The 2,573-nt window shown below is 44.7% G+C and carries 1 protein-coding gene and 1 pseudogene; both read left to right on the top strand.

Annotated features, from left to right (window positions below):
• The first annotated feature begins 557 nt into the window (after nt 1–557).
• A complete protein-coding gene (gene ltrA / locus DW757_RS17080; RefSeq protein ID WP_118752326.1) occupies nt 558–1,862 on the top strand; it encodes a group II intron reverse transcriptase/maturase in 1,305 nt (434 codons plus the stop codon).
• Nucleotides 1,863–2,355: 493 nt separating this feature from the next.
• Nucleotides 2,356–2,573 (top strand): annotated as a pseudogene (locus DW757_RS17075) (group II intron reverse transcriptase/maturase); the annotation flags it as partial.

Raw genomic sequence — 2,573 nt, 5'->3', positions numbered from 1 at the left:
TTGGTGTGCCCGGCGGGCACACGTTCTAACGGGTGAAAGTCGTGTGTTCTGCAAGCTGTTATCAGCTTGCCAGTGAAAGACTGGTCAAGGTAATCGCCAGTGAGCCTTGTAGCGAGCCTCCAATGCTTTTGGGTGACCAATTGTGTTGAAGCGAGGTATGCCTGCGAGAAGCAGGTGCAAAATAGCAGTCCGTAACATAAAGTGAATCCTGTAGCATCGTTACGTTAGCCCTGTAAAGGGACAAAAGGGAGTCGAGTCACTGACTTTCTGACGAAGACCATGGAAGATGTACAGATACTGGAATACAGCATTGAGGAACCCTTCGGTGTAGAGGGAGCGGAATGTTATGAAAGTTGATAACGGAACAGAAGAGATCTCATACCATCATATAACCACAAGTATGTAACTGAGGATATAAGCACGCATGTGAAATTTCTTGGGAAGTGGTATGAGAAGTCGGAGGAGCCCATAGTATCTATGAACTATTGGTAAGAAAAACAATGGGAGAAAAGGGGCTCTGCTTTAATCAAGATTAACGGGAAGGTAAGGGATAGTGCATGCCAGATATTGGACAACAACACTCAATAGAAAAATCACGACAACTTCAACGTAATCTATACCTGACAGCCAAAAAAGATAAGCAGCGCAGGTTTCATGCGCTGTATGACCGTATCTTTCGCCTGGATGTTTTGTGGCGGGCATGGAAAGAAGTACGGGCAAACAAGGGAAGTGCCGGGATGGATGGCATTACCTTTGAGATGATTGAAGAATACGGAGTAGAAGAATACTTGCTGGATATCCAAGAGGACCTGCAGAATAAACAATACAGACCTAAGCCGGTAAAGAGAGTATACATACCAAAACCGGATGGGAAGCAAAGACCATTGGGAATACCGACTATTAGAGACAGGATTGTGCAACAAGCCTGTAAGATAGTGATAGAACCTATCTTTGAAGCAAACTTTCTAGATAGTTCTTATGGATTTCGCCCTAAAAGAGATGCAAAACAGGCTACAGAAAAAGTGAAAAAAGAATTATATAAGAACTGGTATGCAGTAGATGCAGACATACAGGGATACTTCGATAACATCAATCATGAAATACTACTGGGATTATTAAAGCGTCGCATCAGTGACAGAAGGGTCATTAAGTTATGCAGACAGTGGTTACAAGCAGGAGTCATTGAAAATGGGAAATACTATCCAACAGAAAAAGGCTCACCGCAAGGAGGAGTCATTAGTCCGTTGTTAGCAAATATCTATCTTCATGTATTGGACTCCTACTGGGAGAATCATAAGGAACTGGGCGTTATAGTCAGATATGCAGATGATGCAGTGATTGTGTGCAGAACAAGAAAAGATGCAGAATTAGCGTTTGAGCATCTGAAAAGAATGATGACCAAGCTGAAGCTGACGTTGAATCCACAGAAAACGAAGATTGTAGATATGAATAAGGAGAGCTTTGACTTTCTTGGATTTCGTTATCAGAAGTTTGGTAAAACCAAATGTGGACGGAAGTTGCCTTATATGATGCCTAGTAAAAAGGCAATGAAAAAGGTAAAGGATGCAATCAGAATAATTACTTGCAGAAAATCAGCCTATGAGGGCCTGGAGCAAAAAGTGGAGAAATTAAATCCGTTCATAAGAGGATGGAGAAACTACTTTCAGCATGGGAACTCAGCAAAACGGTTTAAACAGCTTGATGAATACGTGTGGATGAAGCTATGGAGACGGGTGTATTACAGGAGAAAACAGAAGAAATACAGAGAGCATGTGCTGTATGGATTTCGAAAGTGGTATGCAACCAGTGGAATAGAGTACTTTTATTATCTGAATAAGAAAAGATACGAGGCAGTCTTTTGAATGCTGCAGGAAGAAGATTATCGGAAAGCCGTGTGAGGGAGAACCTCATGCACGGTTTGAGGTGGCAGGCGATGGAAACGGAAACTACCGCGCCATCGCTTGACCCTACCCCGACCCGCCCGGCAGTGGGAAGGGTGCAGCCAATGGCAAAGGCGTCATCGCGAGGTGGGGTCTGAAGGAAGCCGGAGGCAAAACACTGGCCTGTAAAAGTTGTACCCACAGGGCATGATACCCGGATAGGCTGTGAAGCGTGGATGAGGTTACCAAACAAACTAAAGTCCAATAACTGCAAGGAACGCCAGCAGTAGACGGGGCAGGTATAAGTGGGAAAGAGCGTGTGAGTACCCGGGGAGGTCTCATGGACATGGCAAAGGCGATAAAAGATTCGTAGCCATGGAGTAAAGCTTGCCATGAGAAGTCAGCAGATGTCATAGTACCGGAACAGCTATAGATGTACCGGGAAGGACGGAACAGTAGGAGGTGCCATTTCCAAATGGAAACCAGACATGGAACGAAGTACAGACAACTTCATATAGAAGACTACCTGAGAGAGATACCTGCGGAACAGGGAAAGGTAACAGGAGTGTACGCCCATGAATGGATTACCGGGAACCCTGACACCAACACGGACTTTTGGACGGACAACCTGCTTGATACGATACTCAGGAGCGACAACCTCAACGCCGCATACAAAAGAGTGAAAGCAAACAA

Origin of the sequence: Clostridium sp. AM29-11AC, from assembly GCF_003480545.1 — a bacterium.
Classification (GTDB): Bacteria; Bacillota; Clostridia; order Lachnospirales; family Lachnospiraceae; genus Otoolea; species Otoolea saccharolyticum_A.
Note: the sequence above shows the minus strand (reverse complement) of the source record. Positions and strands in the feature narration are given on the sequence as shown.